We start from the raw sequence: 22,366 nt of genomic DNA, 5'->3' as shown, positions 1-22,366 counted from the left end.
ATTCATTGTAGTTCTAAATACCTAGAACTATCTTCACACCAGCGCGGCCAAAATCGCTTTTTGTGCATGAAGGCGATTTTCTGCTTGGTCAAAGATCACAGAGCGAGATCCGTCAATGACTTCGGCAGTCACCTCTTCGCCGCGGTGTGCCGGCAAGCAGTGCAAGAAGAGATAGTCACGGTCTGCATGAGCTACCAATTTCTCATTCACTTGGTATTCGGCGAAGGCTTTCAACCGAATCTCATTTTCCGCTTCAAAGCCCATGCTGGTCCAAACGTCTGTGTACACCGCATCTACTCCCGCTACTGCTTCGATCGGATCGTTTGTCGCCATCATGCTTCCACCGCTGTTTTTTGCGTACTCGCATGCTTTTGCAAAAATGGCAGCGTCCATTTCATAACCCGCTGGTGTCGCCACTCGTACATCCATACCCAAGAGGACGGCTGCCAGCACGAGTGAATTCGCTACATTGTTTCCATCGCCTACGTACGCCAGCTTGACGCCTTTGAGTCTTCCTTTGTGCTCCCAGATGGTCAGCATATCAGCCATCGCTTGGCACGGATGGTACAGATCGGTCAGTCCATTGATAATCGGGATAGACGCATGCTCAGCAAGCTCCTCCACATACGAGTGGGAGAAGGTGCGAATCATGATCGCATCTACGTAGCGGGAAAGTACTTTGGCAGTGTCACTGATCGGCTCTCCACGACCCAATTGCAGTTCTTTTCCACTCATAAACATTCCGAGGCCACCCAATTGGTGCATCCCCACCTCAAAGGAGACGCGAGTGCGGGTAGAAGCTTTGTCAAAGATCATGCCCAATGTCTTGCCCATCAACGGCTGGAATGGCTGCCCCAGCTTTTGCAATTGCTTGATATGTGCCGCCAGATGGAGAAGCTCCATCAGTTCTTCTCCATTAAATTCGTCAACGCGCAGGAAATCCTTTCCTTTATGCTTGCTGAGCGGTAAGTTTTGAAAGTGTTCCAATATCTTCACAGGCTGCATGCGAGCCACCTCTTTTCTTCATAATAGACTTCACGTACAAATCGAATGTATCAACGGAAAAGAACTGCGGTACGCCTTGCTGTACCATCCGACTGCGCAAAGCAAATCCGGTACGTCCCGGGCGATTTCCTTTTGTTGCAGTTACGAGCGCAAAAGCCGCTTTTTCCTTTTGTAAAAGAGTGGTAAGCTTAGGCTCTTCGGCTACCACGTGGCTCACTGCTACCCCGTTTGCTTCCAGCCAGCTGGCTGTTCCCGGAGTCGCTACCAACACGGCACCTTCCTTTTGCAGCTGTCCGATCGATTGGCAAAGCTCATCTTGCTTGTCGCCATCGGCCAGAGACACAATGACCAAATCGCCCTTTTGCCAGTCACCGTAGAGATTATCCTTGAATGCGAATGCTTTTCCAGCAGCCTCTTCAAACGAGCGCCCCAAGCCAAGCACCTCGCCCGTCGATTTCATTTCTGGACCCAAGACAGGATCTACGCCATTCAGCTTCACGGTCGAGAACACGGGAGCTTTTACGACGGAGAACGGAATGTCAGGCAAAAGTCCTGTGCCGTATCCCATCGTTGCCAGCTTTTCTCCCAACTGAGCGCGAACCGCCAGTTGAACCATTGGAATGCCTGTTACTTTGCTTGTAATCGGTACCGTACGCGAAGCACGCGGGTTTACCTCCAGCACGTACACCGTACTGCCATCAATCACAAACTGGATATTGATCAGACCAACAGCACCCATTTCGTGTGCGATCGCTTCGGTGTAGCTGGCGATTTTTTGCTTGATTTCATCCGAGAGCTTTGGTGCCGGGAACAACGCCACGCTATCCCCTGAGTGAATACCCGCCTTCTCTACGTGCTGGAAGATGCCTGGGATGATTACGGACTCGCCATCGCATACTGCGTCTACTTCTGCTTCGCGGCCCGGCACGTATTTGTCTACCAGCAGTGGGAAAAACGCGCTGCTTTCAGGATGATTCAGCCAGTCGTTGATCGTTGCAGACAGTTCTTCGATATTATGGACAACCATCATGCCTTGACCGCCAATGACATAAGACGGCCGCATCAGAACCGGGAAGCCGATCTCTTCGGCAATCGATGTAGCGTCCTCCAGAGAAGAGACCCCTTTACCTGGAATGTGTGGAATGTCCAGCTTGCGCAGCATCGCGTAGAACAACTCACGATCCTCTGCCCGCTCAATCGCGGAAAGTGACGTTCCCATCACCTTGAGGCCCGCTTGCTCCAGCTTCGCAGCCAGATTGATCGCCGTTTGTCCGCCGAACTGCACCATAACGCCCTCTACTTGCTCATGCTCGGCGATATGCAGCACATCTTCCACGTGAAGCGGCTCAAAATAAAGGTGATCCGCCGTTTCATAGTCCGTACTGACCGTTTCCGGGTTGTTGTTCACGACAACTGCGGCAATTCCGCTCGCCTGCAGTGACTTGGCAGCATGAACAGAGCAATAGTCAAATTCGATCCCCTGTCCGATCCGGATCGGGCCAGAGCCTAGCACGAGTACTTTGCGACCTGACAAAGCCTCTACTTCGTCTACACCCTGCCAGTCTGAATAGTAGTAAGGTGTTTGCGCATCAAATTCGGCCGCGCATGTATCTACAATTTTATAGGTTGGAGTAACCCCAGCCTTTTGACGCCATTCCTTGATCTTGGCCGGTGTGGAGCCTGCGAGAGAAGCAATCGTTTCATCTGCAAAACCGCGCCGCTTGGCTTCCAGCAACAATTCTGGAGATACCTCGAAACCCTTGTTGCTTGCCAATTTTACTTCGAGATCCACTATTTTGCGCAAGCTGCGCAAGAAAAACGGATCGACACCTGTCAAGCTGTGCAGCTCTTGTTCGGTAAAGCCTTTGCGGATCGCTTCTGCAAACACAAACAGACGAATGTCCGTCGCTTCTTGCAGAGCATGCGTAATCTCCTCACGCGTCCAATCGGCCAGCTCAGGTCGAGACAAGTGCGTGCACCCCTGCTCCAATGAGCGAACGGCTTTTAAAAGTCCCGCTTCCAGATTGCGAGCGATAGACATGACTTCACCGGTCGCTTTCATCTGAGTGCCCAGCTTGCGATCTGCGAGTGGAAACTTGTCAAACGGGAACCGCGGGATTTTCACCACGATATAGTCCAATGCCGGCTCAAAGCTTGCGTACGTATAACCCGTAATCGGGTTCAATACCTCGTCTAGTCCGTAGCCGAGTGCCAGCTTTGCCGCGATACGGGCAATCGGATATCCGGTAGCTTTGGAAGCGAGCGCACTGGAACGGCTCACCCGTGGATTGACTTCAATCAATACATAACGATCCGACAGAGGATCAAGAGCAAACTGAATGTTGCAACCGCCGACGACACCCAGCGAGCGAATAACCTTTGTAGAAACGCTGCGCAGCATTTGATACTGGCGGTCGGTCAAGGTTTGGGAGGGAGCGACTACAATGCTGTCGCCGGTATGAATTCCCACCGGATCGAGATTTTCCATATTGCAAACGATAATACACGTATCGTTTGCGTCCCGCATGACTTCGTATTCGATTTCTTTCCAGCCTTTGACGCTGCGCTCAATCAATACTTGACCAATCGGGCTTGCCGCAATACCACCAGCAGCTACTTTTCGCAGCGTTTCCTCATCCTCCGCGATTCCGCCGCCAGCACCGCCGAGCGTGTAGGCAGGACGAACGATGACAGGATAGCCAATCGAATTGGCGAATGCGATAGCCGCTTCCACGGATTCCACCGTGTCACTCTCTGGTACAGGCTCACCGATTTGTTGCATCAATTGTTTGAACAGCTCACGGTCTTCCCCGTTTTGAATGGCTTCGAGCGGCGTTCCGAGCAGCTGCACGTTATATGTTTCCAAAACACCTGCTTCAGCCAAGGAAACAGCAAGATTGAGCCCTGTTTGGCCGCCCAAGGTAGGCAGAAGACCATCAGGTCGCTCTTTGGCGATAATTGCTGTCACGGATTCCACCGTGAGCGGCTCCAGGTACACTTTGTCCGCTACTTGCTCATCTGTCATGATCGTGGCCGGATTGTTGTTTACCAGCACCACCTGCACACCTGCTTCCTTCAAGGAAAGGCAGGCCTGTGCACCTGCGTAATCAAATTCTGCTGCCTGGCCAATGACGATCGGGCCAGAACCGATAACCAAAACTTTATGAATGTGTGGCAATTTAGGCATATGTCTTCGCTCCTACTTCACGCATGGACTTTAGAAATTGGTGAAAAATGTGGGAAGTGTCGCTAGGCCCGGGATGCGCTTCCGGATGGTACTGCACACTGCAAACAGGCAAGCTTTTGTGGCGAAGCCCCTCGACAGAACCATCGTTGACATTCCGGTACGAAACGATCAGCTCAGATGCTTCCAAAGACTCCTCTTTCACCACATATCCGTGGTTTTGCGAGGTCATGTATACTTTTCCAGTCACCAGATCCTTGACCGGATGGTTTCCGCCGCGATGACCGTAAGCGAGTTTTTCCGTTTTCCCGCCGTACATGAGAGCGAGCACCTGGTGCCCCAGGCAAATGCCAAGTGTCGGATATTGCTCCACCGCTTTACGCCATTCACTGCAATAAGCAAGCAGATGCTCTGGATCTCCAGGCCCATTGGAAAACATCAAACCGTCTGGTGACAGCGAGTTGATTTGTTCGATCGAGGTATCAAACGGCACGACGGTAACACGGCATCCCAGTGCCAAGAGTGCATCCACAATCGATTGCTTCATGCCCAGATCCACCAGTACTACATGCTCACCCGTACCCGGATAGCGCTCGATCTGTTGACTTGACACATTGGCTACCAGCGACTTTTTCGCATGCTTGTTGCGCAGTGACACAACCTCTTCTGCTTTCATAGGCTGATCGGATATGACTCCAAATAACGGACCGTTTTGACGAACACGCTTGGTAATCGTGCGTGTATCAATTCCAACCAAAATGGGAAAACCAAATTCCTCGGCTGCCTCTGCCAAGGTTTTCGTAGACTCATAGTGACTCGGTTCCAAGCACAGCTCGCTGACAATCATTCCTGTAAGGGCTGGCTTCGCTGCTTCATAATCTTTTTCATTGATTCCGTAGTTCCCGATCAAAGGGTATGTGAATGTAACGATTTGACCCGCAAAGGAAGGGTCTGACATTACTTCCTGATAACCAGTCATTCCTGTAGTAAAAACCACTTCTCCAAATCCATTCATAGGGGCTCCGTAAAGGGTTCCCGTGAAAACCTCACCGCTCTCCAGCGTGAGATATCCTGTTCCAAATCCTTTATTTTCTCTATCCATCTATGAAGCCACTCCTCTCCATTGGGCACAAACCATAGAAATATGGCGACGGCATGTGAATAAGACATTCACATTTTTGTGTTTCCTACCGAAAATTTATGCAACTCTTTGTATTAATATACATTCAACATTATAAAAATGCAACGAGTTTTTTGACTTGGACCACTCGTTGCATTTTTCCAATGCGCACAATATTTTCTTTACTCTTGCGACAGTGCCTCGCCCAGGACTGCTATTGCCTGCTGCACCTCTGCCTCCGTAGTCACAAAGGAAGGAAGCAGCCTGACTACTTGAGGTCCCGCCATGAGCAGGATAACGCCTTTTTCCCGTGCATACGCTACAGCATTTGCTGCCGGGATCGCCAATTCCACTCCCAAAAGCAGCCCTTTTCCGCGAATCGTGGATACCTTGTCTGGATGCTCTGCTTTTAGCTTCTCCAGCTCACCCATTAGCATGGTATGAATATGAGCTATACGCCCCAGAATCTGTTCTTCTTCCATTGTCTCCAGGGTGGCAATCCCAGCCGTTGCAGCCAATGGGTTCCCGCCGAAAGTCGTCCCATGTGTACCTGGTGCGAATGCTTCTGCCACTTCCTTCGTTGCCACGACTGCTCCAATCGGGAAACCGCTCCCCAATCCTTTTGCAAGCGAGATCGCGTCTGGCTTCACTCCGTACTGCTGAAAAGCAAACCAGGTTCCGGTACGTCCGATCCCGGTCTGAATCTCATCTACCAGGAGCAGCAGACCATGGGTATCGCACAAGTCGCGCAGTGCCTTCACCCACTTCTCTTCTGCTGGATGAACGCCGCCTTCGCCTTGAACCAATTCCAGCATAATCGCGCAGGTTTTCTCTGTAATGGCGGATTGGACTGCTGCCAAATCGTTGTATGGTACGGTTACAAAGCCTTGTGGCAATGGAGCGAACCCGTCTTTTACTTTCTCTTGACCAGTCGCGGTCAGTGTAGCTAGCGTACGGCCGTGGAAAGACTGCTCGAACGTAATGATTTCGTAGCGATCATTCCCTTTCACCTTTTGGGCGTATCTTCGCGCCAGCTTGATCAAGCCTTCATTCGCCTCCGCTCCGCTATTGCAGAAAAAAGCTTGGTCCAATCCGGATAAGCGGCTCAGTTTTTCCGCCAGGATCCCTTGCTGCGGAATATGCACCAAATTGGAGCAATGCCACAATGTATCCAGTTGCTCATGCAGCTTGGCTGTTACTTTTGGTGGAACGTGCCCCAAGGAGGTTACCGCGATTCCCGAAGTGAAGTCTAAATACTGCTTGCCTTGGTCATCCCATACCTGGTTACCCTTCCCTTTCACCAAGCTAATGGGCCATCTTGCATAGTTATTCATGAGATGCATTGGTGCTGTTACTGTACTCATAATCTAGACCTCCTTTTTGAACTCCCATTTACAACGTTTGGTTTACATTCATTCTGACCGTTGTACCAACAGCTTCTCCGTTGCACACGGACAAAAGATCTTCTGCGGTCCCCCGGCAAATCACAACCTGTTCAACACCTTGGCCAAGTGCATCAAGTGCTGCCTGAACCTTCGGAATCATTCCGCCAGTAATAACCTCATCTGCGATCATTTCTTTGATCTCGCTGGCACTAGTCTCTGTTACAACCGCCTTGCTTCCATCTGCTTGAGGGCGCATGATGCCCGGAACGTCGGTCACCATAATCAGTTTTTCAGCCGAGAGTGCAGCTGCAATCGCTCCGGCAGCTACATCAGCATTGATGTTAAAAGCTTGGATCGCATCTTCACTAACAGCAAGGGGAGCAATGACAGGCACGTAGCCCTGATCCAAAATCGCCACGGGAATGGCCGTATTCGTCTGTTTTATTTCCCCAACCAATCCTAATGGCCTGGTCGTTTTTTCTGCCACCAGCGTCTGGCCGTCGATTCCACTTACGCCCCACGCCTTGGCCCCTGCTTGTGTCAAGCGTCGCACCAAGGCTTTATTAATGCTTCCACACAACACCATCTCTACGACACGCAGCGTATCTTCACACGTGACACGCAGTCCATTCACAAATTGGGGCGTGATCTGAACCTGATCAAGCATCCCATTAATGGCAGGTCCACCTCCGTGTACGATGACAAGCTGCCCTCCCGCTGCTTGCAGCTTCGCTATCGCTTGAAAAAAATGATCTGGCAGTTGATCCATCGTGCTGCCTCCACATTTGATGACTACGATTCCTTGCATCCGTGCTCCTCCTCTTACGGAAACGCCGGTACGAGCGGCAATCCTGCTTTTTCTGGCAACGCGAACATGACATTCATATTTTGCACCGCTTGACCAGCCGCACCTTTTACCACATTATCGATTACGGACAAGAGAATGACTCGACCTGTGCGCTCATCGACATGGACGGCAATGTCACAATAGTTGGAACCGTATACCTCTTTTGTATGGGGATGACTACCGGCAGGGCGCACCCGTACGAAAGGCTTATCCGCATAGGTGGATGTATACAGGTCCTGGATTTGTTCCTGTGTTACGTCCGCCGTTAATTGTCCGTATGCAGTGACCAAAATTCCCCGCGTCATCGGCACCAGATGAGGCGTAAACTGCACGATTGCCTCCACACCACTTTGTCGTAGCAGCTCCTGCTCGATCTCTGGCGTATGCTGATGTTTGGATACTTTGTATGCATGAATGCTTTCATTGATTTCACTGTAGTGAACACCCAGAGACATACCGCGACCTGCTCCTGATACACCCGACTTCGCATCGACAATCCAGCTATTCGGCTGTACCCATCCGCTTTTCATCAGTGGGAGCATGGCAAGCAATGCAGCAGTAGGATAGCATCCTGGATTCGCGATCAGACTCGCTCCCGCCACCTGCTCGCGGTTCCACTCCGTTAGGCCGTATACTGCTTTTTGTACCCATTCGGCAGGGGCAGCCTCTCGTTTGTACCAGGTTTTATACACATCTGCGCTGTCCAACCGGAAATCACCGGACAAGTCGATTACTTTGACTCCCTGCTCCATTAGTTGCGGCGTCAATTCAGCACTCACCCCAGCAGGAGTAGCCAAAAAAATGACATCATTATCAGCGCTCATCTTGGCAGCATCAATCGGAGACAGCAACGGCAATCCCAAACCTGTTACGTGGGGAAATGTTTTTTCCAATGCCTCTCCATCCGCAGAGCTTGAATATAAATTCGTTATTTGAGCCTCAGGATGCCCTGCCAAGACACGGATCAATTCCGCTCCTCCGTAGCCAGTAGCTCCCACAATTCCGACCCGAACCATGCTCTTCTCCCCTTTTCCATCGTTCTGTATTTTTATACATGAATAATAATAAAAATTCATACGGAATACAACCCTAAAAACAAGTGAACGCAAAAAAGCGCCCGATTTACTCGAGCGCTCCTGGTTGGATCCACACTATTTTTTATCTGCCAGCCATGCAGCTATGTTTTCTGCGTCCGCACCTTTTACCAATCCCGGCGGCATCGCACCTTTACCTTTATTCAATACTTCTAAAATCTGATCCTTCGTTAATTCTCCACCAATCTTTTGGAGATTGGGACCAACTGCACCTTCCAGTGTTTGACCGTGGCAGCCTGCACAAGTATTTTTGAAGAGTGCTTCTGCAGTTGCAGCATCATAGCTGCCAGATGGTGCTGTGGTCGCTGGTGGTGTGGTTGCTGGTGGTGGAGTCGAAGGTTGGGTAGCTGGTGGTTGAGCTGTTTTACCTGCACAGGCACTTAGCGAGAATACGAGTACAGCCGCCATGATTGCAAATGGAAAACGTTTCAAGGCTGTTCCCTCCTTTTTCGGATATTTCTTTGCTAAGTATGCCTCCTGTGAGGATTTATCATTCCTGTTCAAAATGGAAATTAGTTCAAAGGAAATTCGAGCGGACTCCATTCACGAAGCTCAAGTGTACGAGCTCCTTCGACAATAACTGGATCTGCTTCTGCCAATTTACGGGCTTCTTCCAGTGACTCAGCCTTGTAAATGACAAGACCTGCCGTCTTATCCGTAAACGGGCCTGCCATGAATACTTTGCCTTGCTTGTAAAGTTCATTCACATATTCCAGATGAGCAGGTCTGACCTTTGCATTCAAATCCTGGTCAATAATCGATAAAAATGCAGCGTATAACATCCTTCTCTCTCCTTTAAAGTAGCGTCTTTTTCTGAAGTATATCACATTTTGTAAATGGCCTTTTTCTCTGTTTATGAGTACAGGAAAATACGGCATGGAATCCATGCCGCAAAAGGAGTTTTCCCTCGAAGGTATTTTAGCGATTAATCTGTGCGCGTAAATAAGCATCAATGAACGTGTCAATCTCCCCATCCATAACTGCCTGCACGTTGCCTACCTCAACGTTGGTCCGATGATCTTTGACGAGGCTGTACGGGTGAAAGACATAAGAACGGATCTGGCTTCCCCAGGCGATGTCTTTTTGCTCACCCTGGATTGCTGCAAGCGTCTTCTCCTGTTCCTCCCGTTTGCGCTCAAACAGTCGCGCTGTCAGCATTTTCATCGCTCGCTCACGGTTTTTGATCTGAGAGCGCTCTGTTTGGCAAGTAACAACGATGCCCGAAGGCAAGTGCGTAATCCGGACTGCGGAGTCTGTCGTGTTGATATGCTGACCCCCTGCGCCACTTGAGCGATAGGTGTCAATTTTAAGGTCCTCCGAACGAATGTCTACAGCCGTATCGTCTTCGATTTCCGGCAGGACGTTGCAAGAAACAAAGGAAGTATGACGGCGTCCCGAAGCATCGAACGGAGAAATCCGAACAAGTCGATGAACCCCTTTTTCTGATTTTAGATAACCATACGCATTATAGCCTTTGATCAAAAGCGTCACACTTTTAACGCCCGCCTCGTCTCCTGGCAGGTAATCCAAGGTTTCCACTTTAAAGCCCTTGGCATCGCCCCAGCGAGTATACATACGCAAAAGCATGGAAGCCCAGTCCTGGGACTCCGTTCCACCTGCTCCTGGATGCAGCTCTAAAATGGCATTGTTTTTGTCGTATTGATCGCTGAGGAGCAGTTCCAGCTCAAAGCTTTCAAACGATTTTTTCAGCTCCTGGGTACTGTCGTACAAATCCTGAATAAGCGAGGTATCCCCTTCTTCGATGACAAGCTCCAGCATCAACTGGAGATCCTCATATTGAGAATCCAGCTTCCCCATGGTTTCTACAAGGTTTCGAATGACATTTAACTCACTGATCGTTTTTTGCGCAGCATCATTGTCGTCCCAAAAATCGGGAGCAAGCATGCGCTCTTCGAGTTCTCCGATCCGCTCCTCTTTTACAGGAAGGTCAAAGAGACCCCCTGATATCTGCTAAACGCTTAGCCATACTGGACATCTCTTGTTTGATGTCCGCAATATCAATTAATGCCATCTTGCGAATCACCTTCTCTTTACGTAAGCTTACGTTTCATTGTAACGTAATTTGCCAGATGCGCAAACTGACAAAAGTGTTACGCACAAAAGAAGTCTTTGCTGCATGCCGATCACGTTACCGTTTCTACTGGTGGGGATAACGAAGATCTGAAGTCTCGGATGTCGCGTGGTTGTTTGCTCTCCACCTGTGGAAAGACTGCCCGAGAAACTTTTGCCTGTCCTCTATTTATGATTCTTTGGCGAATCGGCCGCCTAATACCCGCTCGTCTCGCTGAGGATTGATTTTGATTATCCGCACTTTGGATTGCCTTTTCTGCCAGCACCTTCGGATGGACGAGCAGGCCAGGCGAAAAGTTCGGCTCCGGAATTTCCGTCAGCAATCTCTCTTCGTAGAAAACGGCATCTCGTGCTGTAAACACGCTTGGTTGCTCCTCGGTGGATTCTTCTCCAATGACTTGTATCGTTTTTTGCTCTTTTCCCGTTCTCATCACTGCTTTTAAAGTAGCTGCGATACAGTCCAGCATATCTTTCGCTTGTATGCCCATCACGTTGACTGACGTTTTCATTTTCCATCCCTCGTCTCCGTGTAATTGGTAAAAAGTGTTGTACCTATGATTCTATGGATTTTTCAAAACATTTCCACCTGAATCGTTCGATCACTTTTTCCAGTGTTAGACAAATAGATCTGTCGTATGAGACGAGGAAGAAGGGATTGGGACGAACGCTGTCTAGCCAAAAGGATTGGAGTAGAAAAAAAACCTCTGAGTCTGTACACTCAGAGGTTTCCATAAGGAATTAATCTTCAAGGGCATTAAAAATGTTTGCCTCACCGGCACCAAAATACTTGTCTTGTCCCCTTTTCCCGTAATCGTCTGCTGTTTTCCGGATCAATGCTGCCACCTGCACTGGGCTGTAATTCGGATGTTCCGATTTAATGACCGCAGCGATACCAGCCACTTTCGGCGCAGCCATCGACGTGCCATGCAAATAAGCGTAGCCTTTCAAATTCGAGGTGAAATATGGCGGCAAATAAGTAGGCCAAGTCGAAATGGTGCGATAGTGGAAATCGCGTTTATCCAAATAATCTCCTTTTGGGTCTTCCCGATAGAGTTCGTCATAGACTGGACCGTTGTCTCCACCCGGTGCCGCAATGTCAATCGGATTGCCGTAATTGGAATAGAAAGCGATCTTTTCATCTGACCATTCGTTGGTAGCGGATACCGTAATCACTCCAGGTATTTGAGCTGGAACTACCCGAGATGGTCCCTTGATATCCAATCCGTATGTTTCCTTCCAATATTCTCTCATGTCTTTAATATTGCCAAGTTCTCTGGAGTCATTACCCGCTGCAACCACAACCGTTACACCCTTCTTGACCGCATATTGAACAGCACGGTGGTAGGCAACAATGGATGCGGATTCACCCTTCTCCCCATAGTTGTGAGCCATCCATCGCCACCCGCCCAGTGACATGTTGACGACATCGACCTTATCATTGGCTGCAGCCACCAGTGCATCTGTAATCCATGATTGTTGCGCTCCTCCTGTCGCACCAAAGACTCGATAGGCGCGTACGGTCAATTTGGGCCCAATCCCCAATACCTTTCCATCTCCTGCGATGGAACCAGCTACATGGGTACCATGACCATTTTCATCCCACGCGTCATCAGTGCCTGGAACAAACGTCTTGCTCCCTTCCTCGTCTGCATTGTTCCGTAAATCAGGATGATCAAAATCCATTCCCGTGTCAATGATGCCGACTACCGTACCGGAATCCCCCTTGCTTATTTCATGAGAGGCGAAATCATTGGTGATCCTTTTTACATCCCACTGCAAATCATGGTAAGTTTGGTCCGGGTCATCCCAGTCAGGCTGGGGAACATCTGTAATCATTTGACCGTCTGCGGCTTCTGGCTCCTCTTCGTCCAGTAAGATTTCCAGCTCTTCTTCCGCTGACAGCACATCCTTGAACGCAGCTACATTATCAAAAAAGTCAGGATCGTCGGAAGTGGCGGATACGATGCCTATTTCCTCAACTACGGTTCCAACTTTGCCCCCTGCCTCTTCAATCTGTTCTTCAAAATCATCTGGAAGATCTTTTTTGTACGCGATCAGGTATGAGGTTTCCTTGCTTTTCCCTTGCACCGGGACTTGGACAACGGACAGAACGGAAGCCATCAGCCCAATAACCAGTGTAGAGTTGAACAGGACCAGTTTTAATGATTTTTTCAAGTAGATTCCCCCTCTGAATGCAATTAGTTAAACTCTTTTTTATTGTAAGAATTTTACTAATCGAACTCTAGAAGAATCGTTCGATAGATTCTCTTGTATTTTTACAAGAATCGTTACCATTTTACAAGTATTTTGTAAAAAAAGGATGAATATGTAAAAACATCCTCCCCAAGCACTTTACTCCTCGGGAAGGATGTTCGCATATACACGTTGCAAGATTATTGGTTACGCTTGTTCTGGCGGCGACGCTCCTGCTCTTGGGCACGGCGCTGCGCGCGGTTTTTCGGATCTGCATCACCAGAGGTTTCTGGATCTGGACGGTCAGACGGTCCGGATGTTTGCAGGTCCTCTGGATCAATACCCTGGCCGCGAATGACATCCTGACGCTCCAGGTTCTGGCTGACTTCTGCCTTCATGATGTACATGGCCACTTCTTCTTGTACTGCCGAAAGCATTGCTTGATACATCTCATACCCTTCGAACTGGTACTCGCGCAACGGGTCATTTTGAGCGTAAGCACGCAGGTGAATACCTTGACGCAATTGCTCCATCGCATCAATATGATCCATCCATTTGCTGTCGACCGCACGCAGGATCACCACTTTTTCAAACTCGCGAATCATTTCACCAATCTGTTCTTCGCGCGCTCTGTACTGCTTGGTGATTTCATCCTTCAAGAGTTCCATGATTTCCTCTGCCTCTTTGCCTTTCAGCATGTTGACAGTGATCGTTTCATCATGCAGGAACGTTTGGTTGGCAGCATCCGCCAAAGCTTGCAGGTCCCAATCCTCTGGTACCTCTTCTTTTGGACAATGCGCAGCTACGTTACGCTCAAGCACACTGTATAGCATGCCCAGTGCAACTTCGCTCAGGTTTTCCTGTTCCAAGATATCGCGGCGCTGTTTGTAAATAACCAAGCGCTGCTGGTTCATGACATCGTCATACTGGAGAACGCCTTTACGCGCATCGAAGTTCGAGCCTTCCACTCGTTTTTGAGCAGATTCTACTGCACGGGTGACCAGACGGCTCTCAATCGGCATGTCTTCTTCCATACCCAAACGATCCATCATGTTCATGATATTATCAGCACCGAAACGGCGCATCAGCTCATCTTGCATGGAGAGGAAGAACTGGGATGAACCCGGGTCCCCTTGGCGACCGGCACGACCGCGCAGCTGATTGTCGATCCGTCGGCTCTCATGGCGCTCTGTACCGATGATATGAAGACCACCGAGATTGGCAACACCTTCGCCCAACTGGATATCCGTACCACGGCCCGCCATGTTCGTAGCGATCGTAACCGCTCCGTATTGACCTGCGCGAGCAACAATCTCCGCCTCGCGCTCATGCTGCTTCGCGTTCAGCACGTTATGCGGAACACCTTTTTGCTTCAGCATGTGCGCTAGGCGCTCGGAGTTTTCAATGGAAATCGTACCGACCAGAATCGGCTGTCCTTTTTTATGACGCTCCACGATATCGTTCACAACCGCACGATATTTGGCTGCCTCTGTTTTAAAGACGAGATCCGGGAAGTCTTGACGAGCAACAGGCTTGTTCGTTGGGATAACCACAACATCGAGCCCGTAAATCTTTTTAAACTCTTCTTCTTCCGTTTTAGCCGTACCAGTCATACCGGACAGCTTTTGATACATCCGGAAGTAGTTTTGCAATGTGATCGTTGCCAGCGTCATGCTCTCGCTTTGCACGCGCAGACCTTCTTTTGCTTCGATCGCTTGGTGCAAGCCGTCACTGTAGCGACGTCCCACCATCAGACGGCCTGTAAATTCGTCAACAATGACTACTTCGCCTTCCTGCACCACGTAATCCACATCGAGTTTAAACAGGATTTGAGCCTTCAGAGCTGCTGTGATGTGATGGTTCAGTGTGGTATGCGCGGAATCGTACAGATTCTCGATGTTGAATGCCTGCTCAACTTTTCCAATCCCGTCATCAGTCAGGTTGACGATTTTCAGCTTTTCATCGACAGTAAAGTCTTTTTCCAGCTCCAGACGCTTCACAAAGTGAGAGCAGATGTAATACAGCTCTGTTGATTTGTTAGCCGATCCAGAAATGATCAACGGCGTACGCGCTTCGTCGATCAAGATACTGTCCACTTCATCGATGATGGCGTAGAAAAGCGGACGTTGTACCATTTGTTCTTTGTAAAGCACCATATTGTCACGCAGGTAGTCAAAACCGAACTCATTGTTCGTTCCATACGTGATATCACAAGCATACGCTTCCCGTTTTTCTTCCGCAGTGAGTCCATTTCTATTCAAGCCGACGGTCAGACCCAGGAAATTGTACAACTGTCCCATGATTGTCGAGTCGCGCTCTGCCAAGTATTCATTCACGGTTACCACGTGAACGCCTTTGCCTTGCAAAGCATTCAGGTAAGTTGCCAGTGTCGCCACCAGCGTTTTCCCTTCACCTGTCTTCATCTCCGAAATACGGCCTTCTTGTAAAACCATACCACCGATCAACTGCACGTCGAAATGTCGCATGCCAAGAACCCGTTTAGATGCTTCGCGTACTACGGCAAACGCTTCATTCAGGATTTTGTCCAGGTCTTCCCCTTTTTCCAGACGGGCTTTGAACTCAGCCGTTTTTTCCCGCAACTGGTCGTCGGAAAGCGCCGCTATGCCAGTTTCCAGCGCATTGATTGATTCTACGCGCTTAAACATTTTTTTGACTTCGCGTTCGTTGCTGTCGCCAAATATCTTTTTAACGAGTCCTAACATGAGGACACCCCTTCCATATGCTCCCAAACAAAGAATAATGAACTACTCCGTAAGAGAGGGTTCCACATATCCCAACAGAGATATTGATTTCTACGAAAAATAATACTTTCTAAAAAGCTATTTTATCAAATAGAGGCCAATGTACACAAGTAAAGGGAGTTGCCAATAGCAACTCCCTAGTCTTATACGAGTGATAGGCTATAAAGTTTCGTTATTTGGGCTCAATTAATCCGTAACGACCATCGTTGCGGCGATAAACCACACTTACATCATTAGTGTCGCTGTTTTGGAAGACGAAGAAGCTATGTCCCAGCATATCCATCTGCATGACTGCTTCCTGCGCATCCATCGGCTTCAAATTGAAACGCTTGGTTCGGACGATGTTGATATCGATATCGTCCTCATCACTGTCTGCCATAAGCACAGCAACCGGTTGACTCTCACGCTGTACCGCCTTGCTAACAGAATCAATTCGCAGCTTACGCATCAGCTTCGTTTTGTGCTTGCGAATCTGACGCTCCAGCTTTTCTGCTATCAGATCAATAGCAGCATACATGTCTTCATGTGTTTCTTCGGCGCGAATAATCACCCCGTTTAGTGGGATTGTGACCTCAATCGTGCCTTCCCCGCGACGTACCTGCATGGTTACTTGTACATCGGCAGGCTGCTGTGTTTCAAAGTATTTTTCGAGACGGCCGACTTTCTTTTCCACATACTCTCTCAGTGCTGCGGTGACTTGAATGTTTTCTCCACGAATGTTAAATTTCATGGTTCCAACCTCCTTCCGTCTATAAATAAGTATTCGGCACGATTGTAAATAATCCTCCTATTCATCTACAAAAAATCTTTACAAATTTTATATATTTCAACACGAATCGACAGAATATTACCAATACTTACTAGTTTCCCTATGCTATAATACCTAATAGTCACTCTAAACTTAATCCTGCATGTTACCATTCGCACAGGAGGAATCCTCATGGCCGGGGTGAAACCTTCCCACTCTATCATTGGAACTACGCTCGCCCAAGACGTGTACAACGAGTACGGCCTACTTCTTTTGCCCGCTGGGGTTATCCTTCATCAGAGTGACATCCGCCTACTCGAAGCCCATAAAATCATGGCCATTCACGTAGCTGCTGCCTCACCGAACATCGAAATGCCTTCACCTGTCTTACACTGGAGCGAGACTGAAGCAGCTAGCCAATATGTTGTGGCTGTTCAGAAGACTGGACATTTATTTAAGCAAATTGCCTCTGGGAACATGCTGTCGCTAAACCATTTTAATGACATTTTTTACCCCTTGCTTGATGAAGTATTACAGCGCCTTGGTTTTCTCCGATTTATCTATTTGAAAGAAGGAACAGGCGACTATACGTATCGTCACTCCCTTCATGTAGGCATTCTCGCCGCCTTAATCGGCAAATTATTAGGAAAGTCCCATGAAGAAATCTACTTTCTGGGACAAGCCGGTCTGCTGCATGATATCGGAAAGATGAAAATTCCTGATGAGCTTTTGTCCAAGCCTAGTCAATTGACGGAAGAAGAGTATGCGGAAATGAAACGCCATACGGAGTACGGCTATCAAATGCTCCGTTCCATGGACCGAGCTGATGAAATGTTGGCTTTATGCGCGCTGCTGCATCACGAACGACTAGATGGCACCGGTTATCCAGAGCAACGGACGAGGGAGTCCATTCCTTTTGAATGCCAGATCATCAGTGTCGCTGATGTATTTGATGCGATTTGCACGGACCGTGTCTATCGCAGAGGCTCCTCGCCTTTTGAAGCCGCGAATGTTCTTTGGGAACAAGCATGCGCGGGGAAACTGAATCCATTGATCGTCTCTCGCTTCATCCAGTATATCGTTATGCTCTATATTGGTTCCCATGCCGTATTAAACAATGGGGATCAAGTCGAAGTCATCATGATTCATTCCGACGAACCGATGCGCCCGCTCGTACGCAGGGGAGAAGAATTTCTCGATCTGCGAGAGCACCGGACGCTTCGCATTCATAAAATGATCAGTTAACAACAAACAATCCCCCTGCACCCGATGATTGGGCCAGGGGGATTTCATGTTTACAATTTCACGACGTTAGCTGCCTGTGGACCGCGGTCTCCATCCACAATATCAAACTCTACCGCTTGTCCCTCATCCAAAGAACGAAATCCATCCGATTGAATGGCCGAGAAGTGAACGAAAACATCATCTCCGCCTTCTCGCTCAATGAATCCAAACCCTTTTTCTGCGTTAAACCATTTTACTTTGCCTTGCATGGAACAGCACAACCCTTTCTTTTGTAAAAAATTAGGATATGTAATCCCTCGTGTTCCCATCTAGCTTGCCCAAATTCAATCACGAAATTCCATCACTTTGTGGAATATTTTTTCTCCAGTCCTCGTACGACAATTCGCGACAAGAATAAGGTCAGAACCAGATAAACAGCCGCTTCTGTAAGGTATGGAGTAAAGCGTTCAAACGTACTCTTTGCCACGTTCATAGCCGCGTAGTTCAACTCCGGTGTAGCAATGACAGCACAGAGGGAAGAATCTTTTAAAAGGGCGATAAACTCATTACCGATGGCAGGCAGCATACGCGTAAACGCCTGCGGAAGAACAATCAATCGCATCGACAAGCTCTTGGTCATGCCAAGCGATCTCGCCGCCTCCATTTGCCCAGGATCAATCGATTGGATACCCGCACGGAATATTTCCGCAATGTAGGCCGCTGCATTCAATGACAGTGCGACAAAACCGGAATAGATGGCCTCCGGATTCGGCTGTCCTGGAAAAAACAGCCCCCAGATCGAAGGGATTACCGCGAAGTGGATGAGCAGGATTTGAACCAGCATCGGTGTTCCGCGGAAAAGCTCTACATAAATGGAACACACCCATCTCAAGATGCGCTTGCTCGACATTTTTCCCAGACTGATGAATAGTCCGAGTGTGGTACCACAGATAGTTGCGACCGCTGTCAGTAAAATCGTATTGATAATGCCGCGAATAAATAGCTCTCGATAATCATAGATGACGCTCCAATCCAAACGGCAGTTCCCCCTTTCCTTAAAACTTAAATACACTCGGGAAGTAAGCTGGTGTTTTGGGTGAGTGGTTGGTCGGGCTGTGGTGGTGGGTGATTCGTACGGCGTTTCTTTAAGGACAACGCAATATCAAACGGTTGTGACTAATGAAACCATACTCAGGGAAGGAGCGAATTCATTGCGATGGTACGCGGAAAATAGAAGCTTGTTTCTCCCTATCCTGAAGCCATGTTTGTCCACAAAAAAGCTTATAAACAATTATCAGTGAACAAATACCAGGTACGCCCTAGGGACGTACCCGGCTCACGATCATACCTACTTGTTACCGAAGTACTTGTTGTAAATTTCCTGCAGTTTCCCGTTTTCTTTAATCTTTTTCAAGCCGTCGTTAATTTTGTTCATCATATCCGTATTCCCTTTTTTCACCATGATGCCGTAGTATTCTTTTTCAAACGAATCATCCTTGATCAGCTTGAACTTTTTGTTCTCGATTTTTTTCACATAATACTGAAGCACACCGTTGTCGCCCACGACAGCATCCACGCGGCCATTGAAGAAATCGTCTACGGAAGAAGGCATGTCATCATAGCCTTTCAGGCCTTCGTAGGTGTCTCCAAATGCTTTTTTGACCACCTCTTCACCTGTAGTCGCTGCTTGTACCCCGATCTTTTTGCCTTTCAAATCAGCCAGCTTCTGTACAGGTGAATCTTCGGCTACCAGGATCAACTGGTTGGCTTCAAAATAGGGTTCAGAAAAGTCGTACTTTTGTTTGCGTTTATCCGTGATCGTAATGGTAGAAATCCCAATGTCGACCGTTCCTTTATCCAAACCGTCAAATAGCGGATCCCACCCCGTATTCTTCCATTCGACTTTAAATCCGCCCGCTTCTGCAATGGCGTTCAACACGTCCACATCATGGCCGCTGATCTTGTCTGCTTCCAACATTTCAAATGGCGGATAAGCCGCATCTGTTCCTACCACATAAACCTTGTCACTCGCTCCAGCTCCTGATCCACCAGCCGCTGGTTGCTGACCACCCGATCCACAGGCCGAGACCAAAAGTCCCGCTCCTACGATCAGCGCAAGCGACGACAACCACTTTTTCCCGATCTTCATCTGAAAGTCCCCCTTGTTTCTATCTCTTTGGTCTTTGTTTGTCCCCAACTATGTCCACAAGAAAATCGTGCTTTTTTTGCGTTCTCCACAGAGTTATCCACATTATCCACATAGCGTTGTGCACAAGCTATGGAATAACTATCCTCTGCGCTGCACGCTTGAATGCTCCCCCCTTATACGGACGAGATGGCACTTAGAATAGGAATTTGTGTAAAAAAAACAAGATTCTTGCATGTAAGATATATTTCGCTCTCACATACAAGAATCCTGCCTTATTATCAGAAAAATAGGAATTATTCTTTATCTGCCAAAATAATAATCTCTACTCGGCGATTGCGTGCACGGTTCTCGTCATTCGAATTATCCACGAGTGGCTTGTATTCGCCTAATCCAGCCACTGTAAAGCGAGAGGCTGGTAAAGAATATCCATCAACCATTTCCCGCATCACCGCGATAGCGCGCCCAGAGGACAGCTCCCAGTTTGAATTGTACGTACTATGTGTAATCGGCACGTCATCTGTATAACCCTCAACCCGTACGAGATGACCAAACCTCTGCAACACCCCTGCGACGGTGCCCACTACCTTCTTGCCTTGCTCCTGCAGCTCGGCTGAACCACTCTTGAACAGGATGCTCTCTGGCAGGCGGATCCGCAGACCCTCTTCTGTCTCCTCGAAGTCCAGATTCAGCTCCGCCAAGGCTGAGGAAAGCTGTGTGCGCACGGTGTCCATATCCCGCTCTCCCGTATCAGCTTTACCAGCTATTGGTTTGAGTGCGCTTGGCGATTCCCCGCTGCTCTCGCTCTCCGGCGTCCCTGCGAGCGCTTTTTGGCGCGCTTCCAGCTGATGGACCTCACGCTGCAGCTCCAGCTTTTGCAGGTTTAAAAGATCCAGACTTTCATGCACCTCTTGCATCGCTGCTTGCTGCTGCGCTTCCTCTTTTTTTATCTCTTCGCGCTGAGCCTGGATATTGGAAGTATACGTCGCCGCAATAATCACCACGATCACGAATAGCAAGGTAATCAGGTCACTGTAGCTGAGAAGCCAGCTTTTCTCCAGCTCCTTTTCGTCATACAGCCGTTCATCATGCATAGCGATCCTGCCTTTCAATCGTTCCCTTCATGCTGCCTGCCTCTTTAATGAGCACCAGCTTCTGGTCCCCCGGCAGGAACGAATTCAGTTTTTCAAACAGCAGGCGCGGCGTCTCCATTCGCTGCAAGCCGACACAGCCCTCGATGTAGAGACGCTTTTCAAACATTTCCCGGTCATACAAATCCATCATCCGGTAATAACATGGCAGAGCAAACAGGTTGGCCAAGAGAGCTCCATACAAGGTAGCCACTACCGCTGCACTCAAGCTGTGGCCGGTCTGCGTAAAATCAGAGAGCGAGCGCAGCACACCCGTCATCCCGAGCAGCGTCCCCACCAGCCCCATCCCAGGTGCGAGCAAGCTGATCAGCCGAAAAAAGCCCGCAGACTGCTGGTAGCGATACTGCTCCCCTTTGAGCTCGTTCTCCAGAATCAAGCGCAGCTCATCCTCGGGAACGCCCTCAATCGCCAGCAAGCTGCCTCGCTGCACAAACGAGTCGCGTTCTTCCTGCAGCTCTTTTTCGAGCGCGATATAGCCCTGTTCTTTTTGCACGAGCGCGTAATAGTAGAAGCGCTTGATCGTTTCTTCCACATTACTCTGGCGCCCGTGGATCAAGAGGCGAATCATTTTTTTGAGGTCCAGATGCTTGCGCTTGATCGCGTAAGAGATAACTACGGCCAGCGCTACCAGCTCGATCGCTGTTATGTTTAGGAGATCGGCGAGGTTGCCGTTCAGGTATACCGCGTGGATAAAGATGAGGACGACTGCTCCTATAAGTAGGAGCGAGCGGCGTTTTGTGGACAATGCTGTCACCTTCCTATGAAAACGGTTATCTTGGTATATCGGTTATTTTGAATTTACTTATTATAGCAGAGGTTGCGGAATCCGATAAATGAAAGAAAGCAGATGACAGGAAAGGAGGCAATGAACCATGGACATGAGTTCTATCATGGGTGCACAGGTCAGCCAGCTGCAGCAAACCGTTAGCCTGAGTATGCTGAAAATGTCACAAGCGACAGCGGCAGCAGGGGCTATGGTTATGCTCCAGGATTTCGCCAATGCGCAGGCATCCACACAGGCTCCTCATCCTACGCTTGGGAAGCAGATCGATTTGAGTGTGTAAATAAAGGCGGGTTGGTCGGGCTTTAGTGGTGGGGAGGAAAAAGGAGAAAACGCTCCAGATTCTTGGGTCCCTTGCTGGGGGTCATCCCTGGACGGCTACATGAAAAAAGGGAAACCGCGTCCAAAGTAGCCGATCTATGATGCTTTTTCAGAGGTGGACGCTTAAGAGCGTGTTTCCCTTTTTCCATTCCGCCTCGGCTGGTCCCCAAAGATCTTCGCTTTTTTCCCCTTTTTCCTCGGCCAGCTTTGCCCTTTGTACCGACTTTTTTTAGAGGGCTTTTGTAAGCAAAGGGTACAAGAGAACAAAAGAACAAGAAAACAAACTCGAAGGAGAACCCTTTCTATTTTCTGCA

20 protein-coding genes are annotated in these 22,366 nt (G+C 48.9%); 2 read left to right on the top strand and 18 right to left on the bottom strand.

Annotated features, from left to right (window positions below; genetic code table 11):
• Positions 1 to 33: 33 nt before the first annotated feature.
• The 13 genes from argF to hpf all read right to left on the bottom strand — a co-directional run bounded on the left by argF (position 34) and on the right by hpf (position 16,411).
• On the bottom strand, positions 34 to 1,005 hold the full coding sequence (gene argF, locus ACIFQN_RS34410; RefSeq protein WP_429837550.1) for an ornithine carbamoyltransferase: 972 nt from the start codon (positions 1,003 to 1,005) through the stop codon (positions 34 to 36).
• On the bottom strand, positions 950 to 4,192 hold the full coding sequence (carB, locus tag ACIFQN_RS34405) for a carbamoyl-phosphate synthase (glutamine-hydrolyzing) large subunit (RefSeq protein WP_429837549.1): 3,243 nt from the start codon (positions 4,190 to 4,192) through the stop codon (positions 950 to 952). Before carB ends, argF begins: the two co-directional genes overlap by 56 nt.
• Entirely contained in the window at positions 4,185 to 5,291 is a 1,107-nt protein-coding gene (locus tag ACIFQN_RS34400) for a carbamoyl phosphate synthase small subunit (RefSeq protein WP_429837548.1), read from the bottom strand. The genes carB and ACIFQN_RS34400 overlap by 8 nt, the downstream gene beginning before the upstream one ends.
• Positions 5,292 to 5,491: 200 nt before the next feature.
• Positions 5,492 to 6,673: an aspartate aminotransferase family protein gene (locus ACIFQN_RS34395; protein ID WP_429837547.1), complete on the bottom strand. Its 1,182-nt coding sequence runs from the start codon at positions 6,671 to 6,673 to the stop codon at positions 5,492 to 5,494.
• 28 nt (positions 6,674 to 6,701) lie between these two features.
• Complete coding sequence (gene argB / locus ACIFQN_RS34390) at positions 6,702 to 7,502, bottom strand: acetylglutamate kinase (RefSeq protein WP_429837546.1); 801 nt, start codon at positions 7,500 to 7,502, stop codon at positions 6,702 to 6,704.
• Positions 7,503 to 7,516: 14 nt separating this feature from the next.
• A complete protein-coding gene (argC, locus tag ACIFQN_RS34385) occupies positions 7,517 to 8,557 on the bottom strand; it encodes an N-acetyl-gamma-glutamyl-phosphate reductase (RefSeq protein WP_429837545.1) in 1,041 nt (346 codons plus the stop codon).
• Positions 8,558 to 8,692: 135 nt separating this feature from the next.
• A complete protein-coding gene (locus ACIFQN_RS34380; protein ID WP_429837544.1) occupies positions 8,693 to 9,067 on the bottom strand; it encodes a c-type cytochrome in 375 nt (124 codons plus the stop codon).
• A gap of 80 nt (positions 9,068 to 9,147) precedes the next feature.
• Positions 9,148 to 9,417: a YciI family protein gene (locus tag ACIFQN_RS34375; RefSeq protein WP_429837543.1), complete on the bottom strand. Its 270-nt coding sequence runs from the start codon at positions 9,415 to 9,417 to the stop codon at positions 9,148 to 9,150.
• 136 nt (positions 9,418 to 9,553) lie between these two features.
• Positions 9,554 to 10,667 (bottom strand): peptide chain release factor 2 gene (prfB, locus tag ACIFQN_RS34370; RefSeq protein ID WP_429837542.1). Its coding sequence is split into 2 segments (ribosomal slippage): positions 9,554 to 10,585 and positions 10,587 to 10,667, totalling 1,113 coding nucleotides; the frame shifts between segments, so codons are not numbered across the junction.
• A 112-nt stretch (positions 10,668 to 10,779) separates the two neighbouring features.
• Positions 10,780 to 11,235: a hypothetical protein gene (locus ACIFQN_RS34365; protein ID WP_429837541.1), complete on the bottom strand. Its 456-nt coding sequence runs from the start codon at positions 11,233 to 11,235 to the stop codon at positions 10,780 to 10,782.
• Between the two features lie 229 nt (positions 11,236 to 11,464).
• The gene (locus ACIFQN_RS34360) at positions 11,465 to 12,901 is read right to left on the bottom strand and encodes a S8 family serine peptidase (protein ID WP_429837540.1); all 1,437 of its coding nucleotides are present in this window, start codon (positions 12,899 to 12,901) and stop codon (positions 11,465 to 11,467) included.
• A 218-nt stretch (positions 12,902 to 13,119) separates the two neighbouring features.
• Positions 13,120 to 15,642 carry a preprotein translocase subunit SecA gene (secA, locus tag ACIFQN_RS34355; protein WP_429837539.1) on the bottom strand — a complete coding sequence of 841 codons (2,523 nt, stop codon included), beginning with the start codon at positions 15,640 to 15,642 and terminating at the stop codon, positions 13,120 to 13,122.
• Between the two features lie 211 nt (positions 15,643 to 15,853).
• Positions 15,854 to 16,411 carry a ribosome hibernation-promoting factor, HPF/YfiA family gene (gene hpf / locus ACIFQN_RS34350; RefSeq protein ID WP_429837538.1) on the bottom strand — a complete coding sequence of 186 codons (558 nt, stop codon included), beginning with the start codon at positions 16,409 to 16,411 and terminating at the stop codon, positions 15,854 to 15,856.
• A gap of 210 nt (positions 16,412 to 16,621) precedes the next feature.
• Here hpf and ACIFQN_RS34345 point away from each other — a divergent pair, with 210 nt between their 5' ends.
• Complete coding sequence (locus tag ACIFQN_RS34345; protein ID WP_429837537.1) at positions 16,622 to 17,674, top strand: HD-GYP domain-containing protein; 1,053 nt, start codon at positions 16,622 to 16,624, stop codon at positions 17,672 to 17,674.
• 50 nt (positions 17,675 to 17,724) lie between these two features.
• On the opposite strand, the gene ACIFQN_RS34340 is transcribed toward ACIFQN_RS34345, so the two are convergent.
• The 5 genes from ACIFQN_RS34340 to ACIFQN_RS34320 form a co-directional block, all read right to left on the bottom strand.
• A complete protein-coding gene (locus tag ACIFQN_RS34340) occupies positions 17,725 to 17,922 on the bottom strand; it encodes a cold shock domain-containing protein (protein WP_429837536.1) in 198 nt (65 codons plus the stop codon).
• Positions 17,923 to 18,014: 92 nt separating this feature from the next.
• Positions 18,015 to 18,689 carry an amino acid ABC transporter permease gene (locus ACIFQN_RS34335; RefSeq protein ID WP_429837535.1) on the bottom strand — a complete coding sequence of 225 codons (675 nt, stop codon included), beginning with the start codon at positions 18,687 to 18,689 and terminating at the stop codon, positions 18,015 to 18,017.
• A 312-nt stretch (positions 18,690 to 19,001) separates the two neighbouring features.
• On the bottom strand, positions 19,002 to 19,802 hold the full coding sequence (locus ACIFQN_RS34330; RefSeq protein ID WP_429837534.1) for a basic amino acid ABC transporter substrate-binding protein: 801 nt from the start codon (positions 19,800 to 19,802) through the stop codon (positions 19,002 to 19,004).
• Between the two features lie 293 nt (positions 19,803 to 20,095).
• Positions 20,096 to 20,893 (bottom strand): OmpA/MotB family protein, encoded by a 798-nt coding sequence (locus ACIFQN_RS34325; protein WP_429837533.1) that lies wholly within the window; start codon positions 20,891 to 20,893, stop codon positions 20,096 to 20,098.
• A complete protein-coding gene (locus tag ACIFQN_RS34320; RefSeq protein WP_429837532.1) occupies positions 20,886 to 21,695 on the bottom strand; it encodes a motility protein A in 810 nt (269 codons plus the stop codon). The genes ACIFQN_RS34325 and ACIFQN_RS34320 overlap by 8 nt, the downstream gene beginning before the upstream one ends.
• 127 nt (positions 21,696 to 21,822) lie before the next feature.
• On the opposite strand from ACIFQN_RS34320, the gene ACIFQN_RS34315 reads away from it, so the two are divergent.
• Complete coding sequence (locus ACIFQN_RS34315; RefSeq protein ID WP_429837531.1) at positions 21,823 to 22,014, top strand: putative motility protein; 192 nt, start codon at positions 21,823 to 21,825, stop codon at positions 22,012 to 22,014.
• Positions 22,015 to 22,366: the final 352 nt, after the last annotated feature.

It is taken from the genome of Brevibacillus sp. NRS-1366, assembly GCF_050467985.1.
The sequence above is the reverse complement of the archived record's forward strand: the minus strand, read 5'-3'. Positions and strand labels throughout refer to the sequence as shown.

What these genes read in the sequence shown, in the direction of transcription:
- argF (WP_429837550.1), bottom strand. Translation starts at nt 1,005, where the DNA reads ATGCAGCCTGTGAAGATATTGGAACACTTTCAAAACTTACCGCTCAGC.
- carB (WP_429837549.1), bottom strand. Translation starts at nt 4,192, where the DNA reads ATGCCTAAATTGCCACACATTCATAAAGTTTTGGTTATCGGTTCTGGC.
- ACIFQN_RS34400 (WP_429837548.1), bottom strand. Translation starts at nt 5,291, where the DNA reads ATGGATAGAGAAAATAAAGGATTTGGAACAGGATATCTCACGCTGGAG.
- ACIFQN_RS34395 (WP_429837547.1), bottom strand. Translation starts at nt 6,673, where the DNA reads ATGAGTACAGTAACAGCACCAATGCATCTCATGAATAACTATGCAAGA.
- argB (WP_429837546.1), bottom strand. Translation starts at nt 7,502, where the DNA reads ATGCAAGGAATCGTAGTCATCAAATGTGGAGGCAGCACGATGGATCAA.
- argC (WP_429837545.1), bottom strand. Translation starts at nt 8,557, where the DNA reads ATGGTTCGGGTCGGAATTGTGGGAGCTACTGGCTACGGAGGAGCGGAA.
- ACIFQN_RS34375 (WP_429837543.1), bottom strand. Translation starts at nt 9,417, where the DNA reads ATGTTATACGCTGCATTTTTATCGATTATTGACCAGGATTTGAATGCA.
- ACIFQN_RS34365 (WP_429837541.1), bottom strand. Translation starts at nt 11,235, where the DNA reads ATGAAAACGTCAGTCAACGTGATGGGCATACAAGCGAAAGATATGCTG.
- secA (WP_429837539.1), bottom strand. Translation starts at nt 15,642, where the DNA reads ATGTTAGGACTCGTTAAAAAGATATTTGGCGACAGCAACGAACGCGAA.
- hpf (WP_429837538.1), bottom strand. Translation starts at nt 16,411, where the DNA reads ATGAAATTTAACATTCGTGGAGAAAACATTCAAGTCACCGCAGCACTG.
- ACIFQN_RS34345 (WP_429837537.1), top strand. Translation starts at nt 16,622, where the DNA reads ATGGCCGGGGTGAAACCTTCCCACTCTATCATTGGAACTACGCTCGCC.
- ACIFQN_RS34340 (WP_429837536.1), bottom strand. Translation starts at nt 17,922, where the DNA reads ATGCAAGGCAAAGTAAAATGGTTTAACGCAGAAAAAGGGTTTGGATTC.
- ACIFQN_RS34330 (WP_429837534.1), bottom strand. Translation starts at nt 19,802, where the DNA reads ATGAAGATCGGGAAAAAGTGGTTGTCGTCGCTTGCGCTGATCGTAGGA.
- ACIFQN_RS34325 (WP_429837533.1), bottom strand. Translation starts at nt 20,893, where the DNA reads ATGCATGATGAACGGCTGTATGACGAAAAGGAGCTGGAGAAAAGCTGG.
- ACIFQN_RS34315 (WP_429837531.1), top strand. Translation starts at nt 21,823, where the DNA reads ATGGACATGAGTTCTATCATGGGTGCACAGGTCAGCCAGCTGCAGCAA.